Annotated in this window: 16 protein-coding genes; 8 read left to right on the plus strand and 8 right to left on the minus strand. The window is 56.7% G+C overall.

Going from position 1 to position 21,598, the window contains the following annotated elements; translation table 11 throughout:
• Window positions 1–19 precede the first annotated feature (19 nt).
• The 4 genes from pnp to E1J53_RS14910 all read left to right on the plus strand — a co-directional run bounded on the left by pnp (window position 20) and on the right by E1J53_RS14910 (window position 5,724).
• Window positions 20–2,293 carry a polyribonucleotide nucleotidyltransferase gene (pnp, locus tag E1J53_RS14895; RefSeq protein WP_134274546.1) on the plus strand — a complete coding sequence of 758 codons (2,274 nt, stop codon included), beginning with the start codon at window positions 20–22 and terminating at the stop codon, window positions 2,291–2,293.
• 257 nt (window positions 2,294–2,550) lie between these two features.
• Window positions 2,551–3,693: a Fic family protein gene (locus E1J53_RS14900; RefSeq protein ID WP_173021503.1), complete on the plus strand. Its 1,143-nt coding sequence runs from the start codon at window positions 2,551–2,553 to the stop codon at window positions 3,691–3,693.
• 31 nt (window positions 3,694–3,724) lie between these two features.
• Window positions 3,725–4,732, plus strand: a complete 1,008-nt coding sequence (locus E1J53_RS14905; protein ID WP_134274548.1) for an NADP-dependent oxidoreductase — start codon at window positions 3,725–3,727, stop codon at window positions 4,730–4,732.
• Window positions 4,733–4,737: 5 nt separating this feature from the next.
• A complete protein-coding gene (locus E1J53_RS14910; protein WP_134274549.1) occupies window positions 4,738–5,724 on the plus strand; it encodes an MBL fold metallo-hydrolase in 987 nt (328 codons plus the stop codon).
• 2 nt (window positions 5,725–5,726) lie between these two features.
• On the opposite strand, the gene argH is transcribed toward E1J53_RS14910, so the two are convergent.
• A complete protein-coding gene (gene argH, locus E1J53_RS14915) occupies window positions 5,727–7,070 on the minus strand; it encodes an argininosuccinate lyase (RefSeq protein ID WP_134274550.1) in 1,344 nt (447 codons plus the stop codon).
• 36 nt (window positions 7,071–7,106) lie between these two features.
• On the opposite strand from argH, the gene E1J53_RS14920 reads away from it, so the two are divergent.
• Window positions 7,107–7,925 carry a transposase gene (locus E1J53_RS14920; protein ID WP_134274551.1) on the plus strand — a complete coding sequence of 273 codons (819 nt, stop codon included), beginning with the start codon at window positions 7,107–7,109 and terminating at the stop codon, window positions 7,923–7,925.
• A 301-nt stretch (window positions 7,926–8,226) separates the two neighbouring features.
• On the opposite strand, the gene E1J53_RS14925 is transcribed toward E1J53_RS14920, so the two are convergent.
• The 3 genes from E1J53_RS14925 to rsfS form a co-directional block, all read right to left on the minus strand.
• Window positions 8,227–8,901 carry a nitroreductase family protein gene (locus tag E1J53_RS14925; RefSeq protein ID WP_134274552.1) on the minus strand — a complete coding sequence of 225 codons (675 nt, stop codon included), beginning with the start codon at window positions 8,899–8,901 and terminating at the stop codon, window positions 8,227–8,229.
• Window positions 8,902–9,027: 126 nt separating this feature from the next.
• Window positions 9,028–11,037 carry an ATP-dependent zinc metalloprotease FtsH gene (ftsH, locus tag E1J53_RS14930; protein WP_134274553.1) on the minus strand — a complete coding sequence of 670 codons (2,010 nt, stop codon included), beginning with the start codon at window positions 11,035–11,037 and terminating at the stop codon, window positions 9,028–9,030.
• Window positions 11,038–11,103: 66 nt separating this feature from the next.
• The gene (rsfS, locus tag E1J53_RS14935) at window positions 11,104–11,496 is read right to left on the minus strand and encodes a ribosome silencing factor (RefSeq protein WP_154640210.1); all 393 of its coding nucleotides are present in this window, start codon (window positions 11,494–11,496) and stop codon (window positions 11,104–11,106) included.
• A 115-nt stretch (window positions 11,497–11,611) separates the two neighbouring features.
• Here rsfS and E1J53_RS14940 point away from each other — a divergent pair, with 115 nt between their 5' ends.
• The gene (locus E1J53_RS14940) at window positions 11,612–12,394 is read left to right on the plus strand and encodes a biotin--[acetyl-CoA-carboxylase] ligase (RefSeq protein WP_154640211.1); all 783 of its coding nucleotides are present in this window, start codon (window positions 11,612–11,614) and stop codon (window positions 12,392–12,394) included.
• A 449-nt stretch (window positions 12,395–12,843) separates the two neighbouring features.
• On the opposite strand, the gene E1J53_RS14945 is transcribed toward E1J53_RS14940, so the two are convergent.
• Window positions 12,844–15,618, minus strand: a complete 2,775-nt coding sequence (locus E1J53_RS14945; protein ID WP_134274555.1) for a prolyl oligopeptidase family serine peptidase — start codon at window positions 15,616–15,618, stop codon at window positions 12,844–12,846.
• Window positions 15,619–15,671: 53 nt separating this feature from the next.
• Between E1J53_RS14945 and E1J53_RS14950 the strand changes: the two genes are divergently transcribed.
• Window positions 15,672–17,045 carry a gluconokinase gene (locus E1J53_RS14950; protein ID WP_134274556.1) on the plus strand — a complete coding sequence of 458 codons (1,374 nt, stop codon included), beginning with the start codon at window positions 15,672–15,674 and terminating at the stop codon, window positions 17,043–17,045.
• A 514-nt stretch (window positions 17,046–17,559) separates the two neighbouring features.
• On the opposite strand, the gene E1J53_RS14955 is transcribed toward E1J53_RS14950, so the two are convergent.
• From E1J53_RS14955 to pyrE, 3 genes are all read right to left on the minus strand, one after another.
• Window positions 17,560–18,513: a hypothetical protein gene (locus E1J53_RS14955; protein ID WP_145913069.1), complete on the minus strand. Its 954-nt coding sequence runs from the start codon at window positions 18,511–18,513 to the stop codon at window positions 17,560–17,562.
• 21 nt (window positions 18,514–18,534) lie between these two features.
• The gene (locus tag E1J53_RS14960) at window positions 18,535–19,620 is read right to left on the minus strand and encodes a M42 family metallopeptidase (RefSeq protein ID WP_134274558.1); all 1,086 of its coding nucleotides are present in this window, start codon (window positions 19,618–19,620) and stop codon (window positions 18,535–18,537) included.
• Window positions 19,621–19,857: 237 nt separating this feature from the next.
• Window positions 19,858–20,499, minus strand: coding sequence for an orotate phosphoribosyltransferase (pyrE, locus tag E1J53_RS14965; RefSeq protein ID WP_134274559.1), 642 nt, complete (start codon window positions 20,497–20,499; stop codon window positions 19,858–19,860).
• A gap of 216 nt (window positions 20,500–20,715) precedes the next feature.
• Here pyrE and E1J53_RS14970 point away from each other — a divergent pair, with 216 nt between their 5' ends.
• Window positions 20,716–21,348, plus strand: a complete 633-nt coding sequence (locus tag E1J53_RS14970) for an NUDIX hydrolase (RefSeq protein ID WP_134274560.1) — start codon at window positions 20,716–20,718, stop codon at window positions 21,346–21,348.
• The last annotated feature ends 250 nt before the right edge of the window (window positions 21,349–21,598 follow it).

Raw genomic sequence — 21,598 nt, forward strand, 5'->3', positions numbered from 1 at the left:
CCAAGTCACTACATTAATAATGGGTAATAAGACCCCAATGACGGTGAACTTCGAACTGCCAAACGGGCGCGAAGTGATCATCGAAACCGGTAAGCTGGCCACCCAGGCCGACGGCTCCGTCGTCGTACGCTGTGGTAAGACCATGCTTTTCTGTTCTGCCGTCTCCTCTACTTCCGTGCGGGAAGGACAATCCTTCTTCCCCCTCAGCGTAGACTACCAGGAGAAATTCGCGGCCGCCGGCCGCATCCCCGGCAACTTCTTCCGCCGGGAAGCCCGCCTGAACGACTACGAAATCCTCATCAGTCGTTTGGTCGACCGCGCCATCCGCCCCCTCTTCCCCAAGGGATACATGTTCGACACCCAGATCATCATCAACCTGATCTCCCTCGATGAGGAGGTGATGCCCGATGCCCTGGCCGGCCTGGCCGCCAGCGCGGCCCTGATGGTATCCAACATCCCCTTCGCCGGCCCCATCTCCGAATGCCGGGTCGCCCGCATCGACGGTGAATACGTCGTTAACCCCGACCGGTCCAAGCTGGCCGACGCGGATCTTGACGTCATCGTTGCCGCCGACAAGGACAACATCATGATGGTGGAAGGAGAAGGTAAGGAAGTCGACGAAGCCGCCCTCTTGGGCGCCCTTAAGGCCGGTCACGAAGTCATCAAGACGATGTGCGAAGCCCAGATGAAACTACGCGAAATGGTGGGCGACAAGGCCATCACCCGCGAAGTGGAAATCGTCGAACTGGACGAAGACATCTACAACATCGTTGCCGGTATCGCCAAAGATCCCATCCTGGAGGTGGCCCGTGGCGAGCTCAACAAGGCCGAACGTAAAGCCGCCTTCAAGAAAGTCAAGGAGGATTACAAAGAAGCCATACTCGAAGCGAAGGGTGAAGAATGGGTCGAAGAAAATGGTGAGCAACTCAGCATGGCCTACGACAAGCTGCAGAAAACCACCATTCGGAACATGGTCCTCCAGGAAAAGAAACGCCTGGACGGTCGTGCCTTTGATCAGGTACGCCCCATCTGGACGGAAGTTGATTACCTGCCTGCCGCCCACGGCTCGGCCATCTTCAACCGCGGAGAAACCCAGTCACTGACCAGCCTTACCCTGGGTACGAAGACCGATCAGGCGATGGTTGACATTGCCTACGAAAACACCTACTCCGACTTCATCCTGCACTACAACTTCCCCGCCTACTCCGTGGGGGAGACCAAGCCGATGCGCGGCCCCGGCCGTCGTGAGGTTGGTCACGCCAACCTGGCCGCCCGCTCCATCAAGCAGGTACTGCCCGAAGAAATGACCCACACCATTCGCCTGGTATCCGACATTATGGAGTCCAACGGCTCCAGTTCCATGGCCACCGTTTGTGCCGGCTCCCTGGCACTGATGGACGGCGGTGTGCCCATCAAGCGTCCCGTTGCGGGTATCGCCATGGGGATGATCGCCGAAGGAGGCGATATCGCCATCCTTTCCGACATCCTCGGCGACGAGGACGCCCTCGGAGATATGGACTTCAAACTGACCGGAACCGACCAGGGAATCACGGCCTGCCAGATGGACATCAAGATCGATGGCCTTCCCTACGAGCAACTCGAACAGGCCCTTGAACAGGCGCGGGTTGGTCGTCTGCACATCCTCGGAGAGATGAACAAGACCCTCGCCGAACCCCGCGAGGACCTCAAGCCGCACGCTCCCCGGATCGTGAAGCTGATCATCGACAAGAGCTTCATCGGTGCCGTTATCGGTCCCGGTGGTAAGATCATTCAGGAGCTCCAGGAGCTTACCGGTACGAACATCAACATTGATGAGATCGACGGTAAGGGACACGTTGCCATCGCCTCCAGCGATAAGGCCAGCATCGATGATGCCGTCGCCCGGATCAAGAAGATCACCTTCACCCCCGAGGTGGGTGGTGTCTACACTGGTGTCGTGAAAACCATCATGCCCTACGGTGTATTCGTTGGTTTCGAAGGCGGTAAGGACGGTCTCCTCCACGTGAGTGAGATGAGCCACAGCCGGATCGATAACGTCGAAGACGTGTTCAGCGAAGGTGACGAAGTAACCTTCAAGATCGTTGACATCGACGAGCGTACCGGTAAACTGCGCCTGAGCCGCAAGGCCATCATGCCCCGCGCCGACGGAACCATCCCCACGGATGAGGAACTGGAAGCCGAGCGTAAGGCCGCCAATGATCGCCCCCGCCGGGATCGTGGTGATCGTGGCGACCGCCGTCGCGGCGGCGACCGCCGCGGAGGCGGCCGTCGTGATCGTCGCGACCGCGATTAATCCGAAGGAATGTAACCGATAAAAAGCGCCCCGTAGCCCTGCTGCGGGGCGTTTTTCTTTTGGCAGAATTAAACGTCCCGTGGGCGTAGTTTCCTGAAATGAGAGGATGGCCGAAAAACCCTGTATTTACTTTTGAGTAAACTGTATAATTCAAGTGTTTACTAATTGATAAACTTTGTCGTCTCTCCTCTTGTTTCCCGATCATGGAACCACCAGTACAAGCCGGCCAAAGTATCTCCAATGAATTTCTGAAGGATTTGAAAATTGATCTCCTGGAGGAGATTAAAGGGCAAATGAGGGAAGCGGATCTGAACCGTACTCAGCTGGCCAAGCAGCTGGGCGTCTCCAAGGGCTACGTATCTCAGTTACTGAACGGCAAATCAAGTCAGAGCCTTGATCAGTTAGTTTCAATTGTCGTTACTCTGGGAAAGTATCCACAACTGTCTTTGGTGAGTTCTCCCGCCAGGGAATATGCCCCCAGCAGCTCACAAGCTTCCTTGGTGGCAGATCAGGAGCAGAAATACGGGCTGCCGCCATTTCTTCCCGACAGTAATCTTCCACTCCTTCAAGAATTACCGGTCGTCCGGGAGGTCGTAGCACTTAAGCAGCAAATTGACGATTTGCGACCCATTCCGGAACACCGGGCGAAACAGCTACTACAAAAATTTCGGTACGCCTGGAATTTCACCTCCAATGCCATTGAAGGTAATCAGCTAACCTACGGTGAAACCCTGATGCTAATCCGCCAGGGGTTAACGGCTAAGGGTAAACCCCTCAAGGACCATCTGGACGTCGAGGGACACGAGAAAGCCGTTGATATGGTGCTGTCGATGATTAAGGAAGACCGCCCGCTGACTCAGCATACCGTGCGGCAATTACACCAGGTCTTGTTGGTGAAAAGTTATCAACAACGCTTCCTGAACGAGGATAATAAGTATGTATTTCGGACCATCAATATAGGGGTCTATAAGCGGCAACCTAATCACGTCGTGACGGCCGCTGGCAGTATTCACTATTACGCGGACCCCGCAGAAGTTCCCGCAAGAATGCGGGGGCTCCTGGATTGGTATGCTCGGGTTAAAGATGAAGGGAAACTGTCACCCTTGGTAATTGCGGCCATTCTGCACCACGAACTTGTGGCCATTCACCCCTTCGACGATGGTAACGGTAGAATGGGGCGGATCCTCATGAATTATGCGCTGATGAGCACGGGTTATCCCCCAATCGTTATTCCCCTGAAGGAACGGGAAGCCTACTACCGGGCGCTGACGGTGGCCGATCAGGGAAATTTTCAACCCCTGCTTGATTACCTTGGAAAGCACCTCCTAATCAGCCTCCACGTACAGCGCTCAGCCGCCCGCGGAGAAAGAATTTATCCCTATCAATGGGACGAATCATGACGGGCTGCCTACCTTGGCGCAAAGCTCAATCATGCCAAATAAAAAGCTCCTGCTCGCCAAGCGTCCCGTAGGGATGCCAGACCCCGACACCTGGAACCTCGTCAGCGAAGAAATACCCACTCCCGGGCCGGGAGAAATCGTTATCCAAAATCACTACGTTTCCCTGGACCCCGCCATGCGGGGCTGGATGAACGACAGCCGTTCCTACATCCCTCCCGTACAGCTTGGGGAAGTCATGCGGGCGGGGACCATCGGAGTGGTGGTGGCCGCCAACGAGCACCCGAAGTATAAGGTCGGAGATGTCCTCACTGGCTGGGGTGGGGTACAGCAGTACTCCCTGACCAACGGAGATAATTACTACGCCGTCGACACATCGCTCGCCCCCATGCCCACCTACATCGGTACGCTGGGTATGCCGGGAATGACGGCCTATTTCGGGATCCTCGAGGTGGGCAAGATCAAAGAAGGTGACGTCGTGCTGATCTCCGGCGCCGCCGGCGCCGTAGGTAGCGTGGCCGGGCAGATCGCTAAAGTCAAGGGATGTACCGTGATCGGCATCGCCGGTGGTCCCGAAAAATGCGCTTATCTCGTAGATGAACTGGGCTTTGACGGAGCCATCGACTACAAGAACGAAAACGTGTACGCCGGAATCAAGCAGCACTGCCCCAAGGGCATCGATGTCTACTTCGATAACGTTGGGGGAGACATCCTGGACGCGGCCCTGAGTCGCCTCCGCCTCCACGCCCGGGTGGTGATCTGCGGGGCAATATCCCAGTACAATAATACCTCGGCGGTCAAGGGACCCAGTAATTATCTATCCCTCCTCGTAAACCGGGCGACCATGCAGGGCATGGTGGTTATGGATTACGCCAAGGGCTACCGGGAGGCCGCCATGAATATGGGACAGTGGATGATGCAGGGCAAACTCAAAAGCCGCGAGGACGTCTACGAGGGGATCGAGAATTTTTACGAAACCTTCCAGCGCCTGTTCACCGGAGAGAAACGCGGGAAGCTAGTCCTGAAGGTCATCGAAGAGTAGGAAAGATGACCATCCATCTCCTGCTGGTCGTGTTTGGATTTATCCTGCTGAATGCTTGTTCGGAGCAAGTAAATACCGATGCACTCCCACTCGGTCATCGGCAAGATACGTTGGCGCCCCCCCTGGCCACCACCACTTCCCTGATCGTATTGGGAAACGTGCAGGATGCCGGGTCTCCCCATGCGGCCTGCCGGAAGGATTGCTGTGCCGATCTTTTTGCTCATCCCGACCCCACCCGTCGGGTCGTTTCCCTGGGGGTGGCGGCACCGGCTGACGAGGCCAATTACCTTTTCGAGGCCAGCCCGGATTTATCCATCCAGATGAAGTGGTTAAAGCAGTTTACCGGAACCGACCACGAAACGCCCTCTGGCATCTTTCTCACCCACGCGCACATCGGGCACTACGCCGGCCTGATGTACCTGGGAAAGGAGGCCATGAACGCCGATAGCGTTCCCACCTACGTCATGCCCCGGATGGAACAATTCCTTACCCAAAATGGACCCTGGGGACAGCTGGTCTCCACCGGTAACGTTAAACTCTCGCCCCTCCGGGACGGCCGTGCCGTGACCCTGGACGGTCAGGTGGTCGTAACTCCCTTTCTGGTGCCCCATCGCGACGAGTACTCGGAAACGGTCGGTTACCGAATTTCGGGCCCCAGAAAGACGGCCATCTTTCTACCCGACATTGATAAATGGGAGAAATTCGCGACGGATATCAATCGCCTCATCGAATCCGTTGATTACGCTTTTCTGGACGCAACTTTCTTTGACGCGGCGGAACTCAATACCCGAGACATCAGCCAAATTCCCCATCCCTTCGTGGTGGAGAGCCTGGCGCGATTCGCGTCCCTGTCCGCCGAAGATCGAAATAAGGTCCACTTCATCCACTTCAACCACACCAATCGCCTGCTTGACCCGAGGGCTGAGGAAACCCGCAGAGTAGAAGCTGCCGGAATGCACGTAGCCCGGCTGTTTGACGTCTTTGAGCTGTAAACTTAGCCGTTTGCCAGTTGGGTGAGGGCCGCATCGGCCCGCGCGAAATTGAAGGTCTTGATTACCCCGGCGAGTTTCTCCCGAATCCGGTCGTTGCCGAGGTTACCGAGGCTCCCCAGGTGGGTGTGTTTCAGTTCGGTGGGGGGCACGAAGGTACCGGCCTCAATGTCTCGTCCCACCTTCGTATAGGCGTCCCGGAAGGGAACGCCTTGCAGCACCAGTTCATTAACGGCCTCCACCGAGTAGAGGTAGACGTAGCGTGGATCGGTGGGAAGTTTTTGGGCGTGAACGCGGGTGCGGGGTAGTGCATAGGATGCAATCGCCAATCCATCCTCGAGTTGATCCAGGGCGGGGAAGATGGCTTCCTTCAGCAGCTGAAAATCCCGGTGGTAGCCACTCGGGAGGTTCGTCGTTAGTTGACTCATCTGGGCCGGCAGGGACTGAAGGAGGTTACAGCGCCCCCGGAGTAATTCGAATACGTCGGGGTTCTTCTTGTGCGGCATGATGCTGGATCCCGTCGTCAGCTCCGGGGGTAACTGAAGGAAACCGAAATTCTGACTGCTGTACAGACATACGTCCATGGCCATCTTTCCGAGCGTTTGGGCGATCCCGGCGATGGCGTAGGCCAGGTGGAGTTCCGTTTTGCCGCGGCCCATCTGGGCCGCCACCACGTTCACTACCGGAGCGGAAAAGCCCAGTAGTTCGGTCGTGCGATCACGATCTAGTGGAAAGCTGGACCCGTAGCCCGCCGCGGACCCCAGCGGATTTTGGTCCACGATGTCGTACACTCCCCGCCATAGCTTCAGGTCGTCCACGAAGGCTTCTGCGTAGGCCCCGAACCACAGTCCGAAACTGCTCACCATGGCCACCTGCAGGTGAGTATAGCCCGGGATGAGCTTTTCGGCGTGGGTGTCGCTCAACTCCAGTAAAGAGTTGCTCAGGGCTTCCGTTTGCGCTACGATATTCTTGATCCGGTGCCGGAAATACAGTCGCAAATCCACGAGTACCTGATCGTTTCTACTCCGACCGCTGTGGATTTTTTTTCCGTCATCACCCAGGGCCCGGGTGAGCATGAGCTCTACCTGGCTGTGGACGTCCTCCACCCCCTCTTCGATGAGGAAGTCTCCCTTACTTGCGCGTTGATACAGCTCCCGCAGTTCCGCCTGGCACCTGCGGTGAGCGCCCTCGTCCAGCAAACCCACCTCGTGCAACATGCTGATGTGCGCCAAGGAGCCAAGAATGTCGAAGGGAGCTAGTTCGAGGTCAAGCTCGCGGTCACGCCCCACGGTGAAATCCGCAATGCGTTGATCAAGGTCGTAGTCTTTTTCCCAAAGTTTTGTGGCCATGGGGCAAAGCTACGGAAACCGGGGTTGAGGTGTACGATGCTGATCTGTAGTAATACAATTCCTTATGCAGTAGCGACGACTTCAGCCGTTGAGATGAACCTTTCGCCGGATAAATCCGGCGCCATTAATCAAACATTTGTTGGTGAAAGTGAAATATTTCAACTAAATTCAAAACAAAAATTGAATAAGTCATTTTACCGTAGCCGATTACCCCATCTTGTCCCAACCGGAGGAACCTTTTTTATCACTTGTCGACTAAAGGGAGCTATTCCGATGAATTTGATGAGGCAGCTACGAAATGCAAAAAGGACGGAGCAGGAGCGAATAGGAAATTCAAAAAGAACAAAAGCAGAACAGCAGCGACTAATCAAGCATCAAGAAATAAAGTTTTTCCAAAGAATGGATGCGGTGATGGATTGTGCATCTGGAGATGGTTGCGTTTTAGGAGACCCAACTGTAGCAGGGATTTTATTTAAGTACCTGTTGAACCTAGATGGGAATGGGTTTTCAATTGTTGCCTTCTGCATTATGCCAAACCATTTACACCTCTTGCTGAGCCTTGGGACTCAGTTGTATGATAAGTCAGGTAGACTAAAATCTACCGAATTAACGGAAAAGGAATACAAACCTTTGCACGAGATAATGAAAGGAATTAAGGGAGGTTCTGCGAGGCAGATAAACCTCTATCTTGGACGAACCGGGCCTCTTTGGCAAAAAGATAGCTATGATCGCCTCATCAGGGATGAGCGGTCATTGCAAAATTCGTTGGGATACATTCTGAATAATCCCGTTAAGGCAGGAATTGTAGAAAATTCTTCAGACTACGAATTCACCTATGTAGCACCCAATCGCTGACTAACTCTGTAGCGACGGCTTCAGCCGTTGAGGTCTGCCTTTCGCCGGATAAATCCGGCGCTACTGAGAATGGTTAAATTTAGCCAAAAGTGAGAAGTTGATAAGAACGCTTAAAGATGCGGTAGCGACGGCTTCAGCCGTTGATGTGAACCTTTCGCCGGATAAATCCGGCGCTACTGAGGATGGTTAAGTTTAGCCAAAAGTGAGAAGTTGATAAGAACGCTTAAAGATGCAGTAGCGACGGCTTCAGCCGTTGATGTGAACCTTTGGATGGATAAATCCGGCGCTACCGGAACGGGTATTACTCATACCAAACGCTAATCTCCTCCAGTCCTTTCCGGCTAATTTTGGGGACCTGCGCGTCCTCTGCCGGATACCCTACGGGTAGCAGCAAAAAGGGGCGCTCGTTGTCGGGCCGATCCAGTACTTTTTGCAGGAAGTTCATGGGGCTGGGAGTATGGGTGACCGTAACCAGGCCCGCGTTGTGGATGGCCGAAATGAGGTTGCCGCTGGCCAGTCCCACCGATTCATTTACGTAGTAATTTTTTTCCTTCTCCCCGGCCGCATTGCGGTCGTAGGCCTTCTTGAATACCACAATGAGGTAGGGCGCGGTGGTCAGGAAGGGTTTGTGCCAGTCCGTACCAAACTTTTCGAGGTCCTTTAACCACTCATCGGACATCCGGCCGTGGTAGTTTTCGTATTCCTCTTTCTCCGCCGCTTCCCGAATCTTCGCCTTGACTTCGGGGTTGGACACCACGCAAAATGTCCAGGGCTGTTTGTTGGCTCCACTGGGGGCCGTGGAGGCCGTTTTGAGGATCAACTCAATCAGCTCCCGGGCGACGGGACGATCGCTGAATTCCCGAACGGTGCGCCGCCGGTCCAGCAATTGGTAAAATTCCCGGGCGCGTTCCAGCGCGGTGGAGGAATCCAGTGGAGTGTGTTGCAGCGGAATGAAGCCATGCGTTGTTTCAGCCATGGCACAAAAGTAAAGGATTCCGGTGGGCGATCCGTATCGGGGAGGCTTTTGGTCGCAGGGCGTCACAAATAAAAGGGGCCGGATGATGGTATTCATCCGGCCCCTTTCCTTATCGTGGTGAGTTCCCTACGCCTGCGGCGGTACGGAACCGTTAGTGTTATTGGTTTCGCCGTCGTGTGCGTTGTCTACGACACCGGCCCAGTCGGTGGTCTCTTCGTGAATCTGCTCGTGGGGACGTGGGCCGATGAGGTCCTCCAGGTCTTTCCGACTGAGCACCTCTTTTTCCAGCAGCTGCTTGGCCAACAGTTCCACTTGCTCCCGTTTCTCGGTAAGTAGCTTCTGGGCCCGTTGGTACTGGCTCTCCAACAATTCCCGTACCCGGTTGTCGATGAGGGTAGAAGTCTCGTCGGAGTAGGGGCGCTGGTAGGAATCACGGCTCATGCCATAAAAGCTTACCTGACCCACCTTCTCGTCCATACCGTAAACGGTGATCATATCGTAGGCCTGCTTGGTGACCTTGTCGAGGTCATTCTGGGCACCCGTGCTGATCTTTCCGAAGAACACCTGTTCGGCGGCACGACCACCGAAGGTCATGCACATCATGTCGAGCATCTGCTCCGTCCGGGTGATGTACTGCTCCTTGGGGAGGTACTGGGCGTAGCCCAGGGCCGCCACCCCGCGGGGAACGATGGTCACCTTTACCAGTGGACTGGCGTGCTCCAAATACCAGCCACAGATGGCGTGGCCCGCTTCGTGGTAGGCGATAATTTCCTTCTCATCGGGATTGATGAGCTTGTTTTTCTTCTCCAGACCACCGATTACCTTGTCCAGGGCGTAGTTGAAGTCATCCAGGGTAACGCTGTCTTGATTACGACGGGCGGCAATCAGGGCGGCTTCGTTACAGATGTTGGCGATTTCAGCTCCGGCGAATCCCGGGGTCATTTCGGCCAGCGTGAAGGCGTCAACGGAATCGTTGTCCGTTTTGATGTTTTTGAGGTGGACCTTGAAGATGGCTTCCCGGCCCTTGAGGTCCGGGCGGTCGATACCGATCTGCCGGTCGAAGCGACCGGGGCGCAGCAGGGCGCTGTCCAGTACGTCAGGACGGTTGGTGGCGGCCATGAGGATTACCCCCTTGTCCGTGCTGAAGCCATCCATCTCCACCAGCAGTTGGTTGAGGGTGTTCTCCCGCTCGTCATTACCACCCTGCATGTTGCCGCGGCCGCGGGCGCGGCCGATGGCGTCGATCTCGTCGATAAAGATGATACAGGGAGCTTTTTCCCGGGCCTGCTTAAACAGATCCCTTACCCGGCTGGCACCAACCCCGACGAACATTTCTACGAAGTCGGAACCGGACATGGTAAAGAAGGGAACGCCCGCTTCACCGGCCACGGCCTTGGCGAGGAGGGTTTTACCCGTTCCCGGAGGGCCCACCAGTAGGACACCCTTGGGTATCTTACCCCCCAGGGCAGTGTATTTCTTGGGGTTCTTGAGGAAGTCCACAACTTCCATCACTTCTTCCTTGGCTTCGTCAAGGCCGGCCACGTCGGCGAAGGTGATGTTCACCTTACTGTTTTGATCAAAGAGGGTCGCCTTTGATTTACCGATGTTGAAAATCTGCCCGCCGGGGCCTCCGGCCCCGCCGCTCAGTCGGCGCATCAGGACGATCCAGATGATGGCAATAACCGCCAGGGGCAGGAGCCACTGCAGCGCATCGCCGAGGTAATTCGGACGGGCCACCGAGTTTACTGGGGTGCGGTCCCGGAAGGGAATCTCCAGGGTTTCCTGGGCTTCCGTCATCCAGCTGGTGAACACGGCAGCGTCACCAACGGGAAGGTAGTAGTCATAGCGGGAACCACTAAGACCACCACCGCTGGCGTCCTTGTACCGCTCTTCTTCCTTCATCTCCGACTTCAGGTACACCTCGGCGGTGGTATTATTTACCAGGTCGATCCGCTCAACGGCCCCGTCTTCCATCATCTGGAACAGCCGCTGCTTATCGATCTTACTGTCCGATCCGGTGCCCAGGTTGGAAACCACGAGGGCAAGGAGAACGAGGGACATGATGGCGTAGAGCCAGTAACTCTGGAACTTCGGGCCGCCACCCTCAGGTTTATTATCTTGCTTATTCGTGCTCATATTAAATGGCTAACGCACGGCACGCCAATTCGTTGGCTAACCGCTCTTTTTTTGACGCTGCCCTAATTAAAGGGTTTCGTATTCTGTGATGACAGCATCACTCCAAAGGTCTTCTAGTTCGTAGAACGTCCGTGTTTCGGGGTAGAAAACGTGCACTACGACATCGAAGTAATCCAGACAAATCCAGTTGGCGTGTCGGCCACCGGAAGCTGTTTTTGGCAGATCCCCCAATTCGTTTTTCATTCGCTTCTGAACGTTACCAGCTATGGCAGCTACCTGAGTGGTGGAATCACCTTCACAGATAAAGAAAAACTCCGCGGGACGATCATCAAGTTGGCGAAGATCCAACCGGACGATCTGTTTACCTTTGATGTCACGGATACTGTCTAAAATGAGGTCCAACCGCTCTTCTAAACCGGAGTCTATTGGTGCCGTGGACGTTTTTACGCTTGTATTCAAATTGATGGTTTAGCGTTTAAAGATAGCAAAAACCGTTCCTCACCGAAACGATCAATTCAAGGTTTTAGGTTCGAATTAGGTGGGAATATCGACAAATCTTGAAAATCCGTCGACTTTGTCCACTAATAACACTACACTTTTTCCGAAAGTTGCCCGCCACTACGGAGCCGTGGACAGTACCAACCTACGGGCCATTCGGGCCATCGGGGAGGAGGAACCACCCCGGCACGGTGACGTATTCCTGGCCGACGAACAAAGCGCGGGCCGCGGACAGGGAAGCAACGCCTGGTTTGCCAGCCCGGGTGAAAATCTGTCATTTAGCCTGATCGCATATCCTGACCATTTGTCGGTTGATCAGATTTTTGCGCTGACGCAGGTGCCGGCACTGGCCATTGCGGCCGTGGTCCGGGAGCTGTTACCTCCCACTTTATCACCCAGCGTACGCCTGAAATGGCCGAACGACATTTACGTCGGTGACCAGAAGATTGCGGGCATTCTCGTGCAGAACGGCCTGCGGGGCCGGACCATCGCCTGGACGGTCATCGGCGTCGGACTCAACGTCAACGAGGCTGATTTCCCCGCGGAGTTGACCACCACGGCGACCTCCCTGCGATTACTGACGGGGACGCCTTTCGACAAAAGCGCCGTACTGAACAAGGTTTTTACGCAGCTCGGGGCGTGGTACACCCTCACGGCGCCGTCGGGGATGCCCGAACTTCAACGCGCCTACCACGTCCAGCTTTACCGACTCGACCAGCCGGGCCGCTACCAGCGCACCCAGGACGGAAGCACTTTCTTTGCCGTCCTGCGTGGGGTGGCGGCCGATGGCCGCCTCCGACTGGAACTGGCCTCGGGAGCCGAAGAACACTTTGCCCTGCGGGAGGTGCGGTTTATCTGAGTACCTGGCCATCCGGCATCTTTCTGGCACCTGCGCTTGACGCCAAAATTATAATGAAGGATTTAGTGATCCTGGTCTGATCCGGCATCTCTCACCGGCAGGTATGTCGTACTTCTACATATTTACGACAGCAGCCAGCGATGGGCAACTATGTCGTACTTCTACGTATTTACGACAACTCCCGTACCGCCAGCCACCAAAAGCTGACATCCAGCAACCAGCAACCAGCCATCGAGAACTAAATCTCCACATGCACGCTCAGAGGTCCTGCGGCCCCGATAGCTATCGGGACGAAGAGCAGATGAAGTCTTTTTCCTGCATAACCAGTAACCAGCATCAAGCAACCAGCCATCGAGAACTAAATCTCCACATGCACGCTCAAAGGTCCTGCGGACACTTCGAGGAGCAGATGGAGTCTTAACCAGTAACCAGCCACCAGCACCCAGCCCCTACTCCTTCGTCTCGTAGCCCTGCTCAATGCCCCGTTGGACGGGGTTGACGCCCTCTTCCATCCAGCGGGGGACGGGGGCGCCCATCAGGTAGTGGTCGAAGAACTGACTCATCCGGCGTTGGAAATCCTGGCGGTTGGCGGGCTTCAGGGGCCAGTGCGGCTCCCCGCGGTAGTTGAGCATCCAGGCGGGTTTGCCCAACCGGCGTAGGGCACTGAACCACTCAATGCCCTGATACCAGGGGACGGCCCCATCCTTATCGTTGTGCATGATCAGAATGGGGGTGTTGATCTTGTCGGTGAAGAATAAGGGGGAATTTTCCAGGTACCGAATGGGGTATTCCCAGGGTGTGCCGCCAATGCGGCTCTGGGTCCGCTCGTACTGAAACTGACGGCTAATACCGGAACCCCAGCGAATCCCTCCGTAGGCAGAGAACATGTTCACTACGGGAGCACCGGACTCAATGGCCGCAAACATATCCGTCTTGGTGGCGATGTGGGCACCCTGGTACCCGCCCCAGCTGTGTCCCTGCAGGCCGATCCGTTCGCGGTCAATGAAACCTTGCTGGAGCAGGCTCGTGACGCCGGTCATGACGCAATCGTAGGCACTCTCACCGGGATAACCCACCCGGTAAATCACGTCCGGATTGAAGATGACGTACCCTCGGCTGACGTAGTAGCTGTAGTTGATCGTAGAGCGGTGAGGGTAGGGAGCCCGGTGCCCGTAAACACCCTCGCTACTGCGCTCGTAAAAATTAACCAGCAGGGGGTACTGCTTTTGGGGGTCAAAGTTGTCGGGTTTGACCAGGATCCCCCGCAGGGTCCGCCCCTGGGCGTCCACCCATTCGTAAATCTCGCTGGTGCCCCACTTGAACTCCGCTTGCTGGGGGTTGGCCGCGGTAACGGTGTTCCCGCTCCGGGCGAGGTCGGTAGTGAACCGCAAATCGGGGAATTCGCGAAAATCTTCCCGGGAGTAGACGTAAGCCTCGGCTGAACGGGCCTTCATGAAGTTCCGGTAGCGGTGCGGACTGCTGGCCAGTGGCGTCACCTTGCGGGTTTTTACGTCATACCAGGCGTAACCTCCGTGGTAGTTGTTCTCGTCGAAGGTAGATAGCAACATCCGGCCTTCCGGCAGAAAGTCATTTTCGGGGTCGAGGTCCACGTAGCGGTAACGCGTGTTCGCCTCCCGCCCCCGGGTGAGGCGCAGCGGTTGTTCGTTACCCGTAGGATCCAGGCGCCAAAGGTCGTAGCGATCGTAGATGATCAGCGCCCGATCGCCGGCGGTCCACCCGGCCGCACCCGCGGGGCGCGGCGGCATGGGGCGATCATTGCGGTCGTCGTAGAACGTCCCGAAGGCGTTGGTCGTAAGCGTTCGCACTTCCTGGCGGGCCGGGTCATACAGTCGGTAGCTCGTATCGACCTGGTTGTACCAGACCAGGTACTTTCCACCCGTAGACCAGCGGGGGGTGCCCGGCTCACCCCGGGCAAAGGTGACGGCGGTGCCCGCTTCCAGATTCACTACGGTGAGGTCCTTGTCGGCGGGACCACCCTCCCAGGTGGTCTTTTTGAGGTAGGGCACTTCGTTGTACAGGAGCACGTAAGGGGAGCTCGCTTCTTCCGGGAGGCGGTACTCCGGCTTACGGTCGTCGGCCAGTTGTACGAAATCATTGCTCCCGATCCGGTAGACGGCCAGGTAGGTCCGGGACTCCTCGGCGCGCTTGCGCAGATTCTGCTGGGGGTACATCCGCTCGTCTTCGCTGGTCCAGACTTCCACGTCGGCGATTTCCTCGTCGAGTAGGGTCGTGTCCCTTTCGGCACGACGCGGGGCGGTGCCGAAGAACAGGTAGGCCTTGTCTTCACTGAAGAAGGGCGTCTGATCGTCGCTGATCCGTTGCTCCTCCTGCAGCCAGGTGCTGGCTCCCCGGGAAATAATCCTGGCGGTATCCATCTTACTGGCGTCGAAATAGTGCAGGTGGAAGGGTGGTTGCGGAGCCTTGTCCTCCTTTTCTCCGCTCAGGAAGGCCACTTGCTGTCCGTCGTGGCTTAACTGCATACCCCGGTACTTGGCCGGACCGCGGCTGATGGTCTTCCACTCCAGGCTTTTGGTGTCGAGGCGTAACACTCCGTCGGTCCAGTTGCCGTCGTTGGCGGCCTGGTGGGCCAGCATGATGCCGGCGTCCCTGGCCCACTGGTAACTCGTCACCCCTTCGAGGTAAAAACTATCCGGCTGAGAAAAATTGCGGATTAACAGCCGGTGGCTGGATTTGTCGAGTCCCCGCTGAATGCTGTCGGGGAGTGCAGAATCCGTCGTGTAGGCGTAGTAGCCGGACCAGCGATCGCCAATGGCGTAGTCGTAGACCGTGGGGGTGATGTCGGGCTGTTCGCTGCCCAGAGCCCACACGAGCAGGCTGTCCATCTTGGGCAGCTTCTTGGCGGCTTGCTTCTTTTCGGTGAGCTTGATGGATTTCGCCTCGTCCCAGGATGGTTTGAGAATTCCGATCAGGTACTTACCATTGTAGTCGATTTTGGCGTCGTGTAGTCGCTCAAAGCGGCGCTCGTCGCCCGTCCGGAGGTTTTTGACTACCGCTACGGGATCTCCCACGTCCGGTGAAAGCGTGTAGAGTAGGTAGTTGCCGTCGGCACTTATTTGTTCGTCGCTCATTTGGTTCCAGTCCACGAGGTCCTGAATTTCCAGGGCTTTTTGGGCGTTCAGTTGGGGGAGAAAACCCAGGATCAATACCAGGGTCAGGGAAAGGGGGAAGTTGCGGAGGTTCATCAACGTAAATTTGGTCTCGGAAGCACAAGATACTTTACCGCAGATTCATCGAAATGACACCAGCATCAGACAGCAGCCTTTTTATTGGTATTGACGTGGGGACCACCTCCGTGAAGGTGGGCGTTTTTGACCGGGAAGGAAACTGCCCGCTACTGGAGGAAGAAGGGTATCCGCTGGAGCATCCGGTTCCCGGAGCGGCGGAGCAAGATCCGACGTTGGTGTTGGCGGCCACCAAACGCTGTTTATCGACCGTGATGACGACCCTTGATGATCCTCCGGCCGGGGTGGGGCTTAGTTGTCCGATGCACAGTGTAATCATATTGGATAGCAAGTATCAACCCCTCAGCCCGGTAATCACCTGGGCCGACGTTCGGGCGTCGGCGGTGATGGAGGAGCTGGCCGAAGCGGAGCGTCAATCTTTATGGGAGCATACCGGTACCCCCGTCCACCCGATGTCGCCCATGGTGAAGCTGCGGTGGCTGCTCCGGGAGAATACCTACGCTGGCGCACATTTTCTGAGCGACCTGAAATCTTTCCTGGTGCATCACCTTACGGGCGGTGAGTTTTTGCTGGATCAGCAGCTGGCCTCCGCCACGGGGCTCTATGATGCGCGGGCCGGAGACTGGCATCCGGCCGCCCTGAAGGTGGCGGGGCTTTTGGAAGGCCGCGAAACCCTCCGGATGACGCTTCCCGAAGTACGTCCGGCCACTACCCGCTTGTCCTGGAACAAGCACCTTGGGGAATCACTGGGCCTGACGGGCGTTCCCCTTTTCCTGGGAGGGTCGGACGGCTGTCTGGCCAACCTGGGGAGCGGATTGCTGGATCCCCGGTCCGTTGCCATTACCGTCGGCACCAGCGGTGCCGTGCGCGCGACCCACCGGGAAGCCCGGATCGACCCTTCCCTGGGGCTGTTCAATTATCAGTTGCTGGACGACTATTTCGTCATCGGCGGCGCGACGAATAACGGGGGGAAGGTGCTCGAATACTGGCAGCAACTCCTGATGCACCACTTTGCCGACGTGGGGGAGTTCATCGGGGCGGCCCTTTCCGTCCCGCGGAAGAAGAGTCCGGCCTTCCGGCCCTATCTGTACGGAGAGCGGGCGCCGCTCTGGGACGCTACGGCCACCGCCGCTTTGGAGGGTCTCCGGGGGTTCCACGACCACCGGCACCTCGCCCGGGCGGTCCTGGAGGGCGTAACGGATAACCTTGTCGCCATTTTGCGCAAACTGGAGGCCGCCATCGGAAAGGTGGATACCCTGCACGCCAGCGGAGGCTTCACCCGTTCTCCTCCCTGGTTGGACCTGCTCGCCGAGCGGTCGGGTAGGCAAGTCGTGGAAGCCGACACGGCCCAGGCCAGCGCCTACGGCGCGGCGCTCATTGCGAGGATGGGCGTGGAAGGGATCGGAATCGAAAACCTTCACGCCTGATTCCTTTATTTCCGAAACGGAATAACAGCATCAACTACCATACTACCCACTACCTTACTACCTGCTACCTCCTCCACAACCTCCACCGTTCGGACCAGAAACTGCTTGGCTATCGCCTTCCCAGTTTACCGTTCCGACCAGGGTAACTGCTCGCCGGCACTACCCGCTACCACACTACCCACTACCCTTGCACCTGCTACCTTACTACCCCCTATCCCCTTCCCCTCCACAACCTCCACTGTTCGGACCAGAAACTGCTTGGCTAACGCCTTCCCAGTTTACCGTTCCGACCAGGGTAGCTGCTCGCCTGCACTAACCGCTACCATACTACCTGCTACCTTACTACCCCCTATCCCCTTCCCCTCCACAACCTCCACTGTTCGGACCAGAAACTGCTTGGCTAACGCCTTCCCAGTTTACCGTTCCGACCAGGGTAGCTGCTCGCCTGCACTAACCGCTACCATACTACCCGCTACCATACTACCCACTACCCTTGCACCTGCGCTCCGTCGCCCTAATCCAACCACACGCCCCCCAGCAAAAACATCAGGCCGGGCAGCAGCAGCAAGCCATTCACCCACACGGCGTACCAGTCTTCGCTGCGCTGCGGACTGGTGAGCCAGGCCACGGGAAGCGTGAGCAGGTAGGGCAGCGAGCGGGCCGCAAATATTATTCCCTCCGCTTCGGGATTTTCCGGTGAGGTAACGGTTAGGGTATCCAGCTGTCCGAAGACGCAGAGCACCATCAGTGCGTAAATGATCCCTTTTGCCAGGGCGGAATGTTGATTAGCCAGGGTATGAACCGACTGCGAAGCGTCCAACTTCACGTCGCGAAAATCAAAGAGGATCGCCACCGACAGGGTGAAAAAAAAGCGGACGGCAATTTCCTGATAGACGTAGAACGAACTACTGATGCTAGTCGGCTGCCCCCTAAAGGTGATCCATAACTCCATGATCGAGTATTGATCCAGGCTCTGGGCCACCATCGGAAAAATCGCCGTCATCAGGGTCCAGCTCATGGCCACCCATACCACTTTCAGGTAGGAATAATCGCGGAGCCGTTTGCCCCCCGGCCAGATCGGGATGAGGTAGAAAAAGGTAAAGGGTACGGCCAGGATCAGGGTGAGCCAGCTGACGGGCGGAAACCAGCAGCAGCAAAGCCCCGCACCGAGCAAACTCAACCAGCCAATGGCGGCACTTACCTTCGGGTGGCGATGGACGATCCCGTAGCGCCGGAATCGATTGGCCCGCTCCGCCCGCCGGTAGCTCAGCAGTCGGTGCATGGTGTACACCCCCAGCGTAGCCAGAAAAAGAAAGAGCGGAACCAGCCACCAGGGTAGGGAAGTGGTGGAGAACATTCCCTGGGACACCCAACCCAGCGACGCCGCGCCCAGGGCAATCCACAGATGACCGTAGAATACCCATTCATAAAATCTCCGCAGCATGGCCATGGTCACGGTCTTGGGCAAACACTCCGCCGGACCAGCGGACTACACCTTGAAGTAGCGGAAGTCCATACCATCCTCGATGGCCAGCAGGGTTTCGTAAATGAGTTTGATAACCCCCTCGACGTCGTCTTTGTGCGCCATCTCCACCGTAGTGTGCATGTAGCGCAGCGGCAGACTGATGAGGGCGGAGGGGACGCCGCCGTTGGAGTAGGCAAAGGCGTCCGTATCGGTGCCCGTAGCCCGGCTGCTGGCCTCCCGCTGGATGTCAATTTCCTTCTCGGCGGCCGTATCGATGATGAGTTGCAGCAACTTATTGTGCACGGCCGGAGCGTAGGTCACGGTAGGACCGGCGCCCGACTTCACGTCGCCCACCTTTTTCTTGTTCAGCATCGGAGTGCCGGTATCGTGGGTAACGTCAGTGACGATGGCCACCTGCGGTTTAATTCGGTCGGCGATCATCTCCGCGCCCCGCAGACCGACTTCTTCCTGCACGGAATTGACGATGTACAGCGAGTAGGGGAGTTCCACCTTGTTTTCCCGCAGCAGGCGGGCAACTTCGGCGATGCAGAATCCTCCCATCCGGTTGTCCAGCGCCCGTCCGCAGTAGTAGCGGTCGTTCATGACCTCCAGCTCGTCCGGATACGTAATCACGGAGCCCACGTGGATACCCATTTCCAGCACCTCGTCCTTGCTTTCCGCCCCGACGTCAATGAAAATGTTGTGGATTTGGGGTTGCAGCTTGGCTTCGTCGCCCCGGCGCGTGTGAATGGCCGGCCAGCCGAAGACGCCGCGGACTACCCCCTTGTCACCGTGGATGTTAACCCGTTTGGACGGAGCGATCTGGTGGTCGCTGCCGCCGTTTCTGATCACGTAGATGTAACCGTTATCGGCGATGTAGTGGACAAACCAGCTGATCTCGTCGGCGTGACCTTCGATGACCACGCGGTAGTCTTTTCCGGGATTGATGACGCCGTAGGCGGTTCCGTAATTGTCCAGCTCCACTTCGTCCACGTAGGGGCGCAGGTACTCCAACCACAGTTGCTGCCCGGGGGACTCAAAGCCCGTCGGAGAAGCATTGTTGAGGTATCGGTGGAGGAATTCTTCAGAGTGCTTGGTCAAAATAGCCATGAATGAAATTGTTCCCTGTACGAATAAGGGGGGATAACTTTGGGGAATGTTTGGGTAGCCGAGAGGATAATTAATTGAGCCGCGGAGAGTTCATTCCGGGGGCGCCATTAACCATCGCACGGCCCCGATGGCCTAGGTGATGGAGAATTTACTTGCCGCTGCCTCTTGCCTTTTCCAAATCAGCATTTGGGCGAGGGGCCGCAGGTGCAAGCATAATTCGGGGAGCAAGGTACGGATTTACCGGTTTTCAAAGGCCTCGCTCCAGGCGCGGGGGTCTTTTCGCCATTCCTGGAGGGTGGAAGCGGCTGCGCTGGAGATGTAGTCCTGTGCTACGGCTTCCTCCAACAGTTGGGTGTATCCGCTCAGCGTTTGCAGCTGCACGTCCGCCTGCGTGAAGGCGCGTTGCGCCGCGGGGAACTCGTAGCTGAAGATCGCGAAGGCGGCGGCTACCGATCCTCCGGCCTCCCGCAGTGCGTCAATGGCCCGCAGGGAAGAACCGCCCGTACTGATGAGGTCCTCGATCACCAGGTAGCGCTTCCCGGCCTCCAGTCGGCCCTCGATCTGGTTCTGCCGCCCGTGCTCCTTGGCTTTTGAACGAATGTAGATGAAGGGCAGCCCCAGCCGGTCCGCCAGTAACGCACCGTGGGGAATCCCGGCGGTAGCCACGCCGGCCACCCCGTCAATACCCTCAATGCCTCCGGCCAGTTGCTCAAAGGCCGTCACGACCTCCCCGCGAATCTCGGGGTAGGAGAGCAGCACCCGGTTGTCGCAATAAATCGGCGAACGTAAACCGGACGCCCAGGTGAAAGGAGTTTCCGGTTGTAGCTTTACGGCCCCGACTTCGAGAAGTCTGCGGGCTATCTGACGAGCAGTATCCATAATTGTGGAGTCAAAATTTTAAGCAATCAAGCGTTGGTAGGTTTGCTTAAGTGGCCCGGTAACTATTTAACCCGGTGAACAGTTAACCCTAACAGACTAACAGACTAACAGACTAACAGACTAACAGACTAACAGACCAAAAGACCAACAGACTAACGAACTAAAAAACCAACAGACCAACAGACCAACAGTCCAACGCCTTGAATTGCCGCGCAAATGTACGTAATCTACATCAACGACCGACCCCTCCGCCTCCTCGCACAACGAGAAACAACCGCCGACGCTAACGAGCAGAAAGGACCCACCCATCTGACCGCTCACTACATCGGAAAACCCCGCACGCTGCTCAACTACGTGGACATGCTGGAGAAGGGAAGCCCTAAAGTAACGTCGGTGGATATCGTCGGGCCGGATCTTGAAGCCCTCTGGACGGACTTCCGGAGCCACTTCCGGTGGTTGCCTGCCGCCGGAGGAGTGGTGACCCGCAGCGGGGATGCTGAACGCCCCCTCTTTATCTTTCGCCGGGGCTTCTGGGACCTGCCGAAGGGTAAAATCGATCCCGGAGAATCCCCCGAAGCGGCCGCCGTTCGGGAAGTGGAAGAGGAAACCGGACTGCGCGACATCAGCCTCCTGGAGCAACTCCCCACCACCTATCACACCTACCGTAACCGCAAGGAGAAACGGGTGCTGAAACCAACTTACTGGTACCGAATGGAGGCCCCCGATCAGAAACTGATTCCCCAGGCAGAAGAGGACATTGAGCTGGCCGAATGGCGAACCATTACCTCAGTACTGGAAGATGCTCAACCCATTTATGCCAGCCTGGCCGAGCTCCTTAATCGGCTTTAAGGGCAACTTTTAGGGCGATCAATGGCCATTTGCGGGAGGCGAATGAAGATGGTCCAGGTCCTCCCTCAATGGAACCATACGCCTTTTTGCAAAAAAAATCCGGATTCTTCACCGTTCTTTCCGGGCTTCAACTATATTTGTTGCCTGATGACTCTTCTTTAATGGAGTCATGGATAGATAGTTTTGGCTATCTGACTTGTAGTATTCGTCCTCATTGAAAGATTGACCTAAAGTTTCCAACCTAAGGTAG

The sequence above is a fragment of the Lewinella sp. W8 genome (assembly GCF_004375085.3).
Lineage (GTDB): Bacteria > Bacteroidota > Bacteroidia > Chitinophagales > Saprospiraceae > Neolewinella.